The following is a 261-nucleotide window of genomic DNA, read 5'->3' as shown; positions in this document are numbered from 1 at the left end:
ACCAGCAGCATCGCCACGCCCTCGGACCAGCCGGTGCCGTCCGCCGCACCTGCGAAGGACTTGCAGCGGCCGTCGGCCGCGACCCCGCGCTAGCGGCTGAACTCGACGAAGACGTCCGGGGTCGCCATCACGGTCACGCCGCCGACCAGGGCCTGCGTGCAGTCGCCCCGGCGTAGCGCCTGGCAGGCCCAGTGCAGGGCGACCAGCGAGGATGAGCAGGCGGTGTCCAGGGTGGCGGCCGGGCCTTCGAGGCCCAGGGTG

The 261-nt window shown here is 74.3% G+C and carries 1 pseudogene; it reads right to left on the bottom strand.

Annotation, left to right across the window (positions count from 1 at the left end):
* Positions 1 to 261: pseudogene (locus UK12_RS39255) on the bottom strand (beta-ketoacyl synthase N-terminal-like domain-containing protein); the annotation flags it as partial.

The sequence above is a fragment of the Saccharothrix sp. ST-888 genome, assembly GCF_000955975.1.
Lineage (GTDB): Bacteria > Actinomycetota > Actinomycetes > Streptomycetales > Streptomycetaceae > Kitasatospora.
This window is presented reverse-complemented; position numbering and strand designations above follow the sequence as displayed.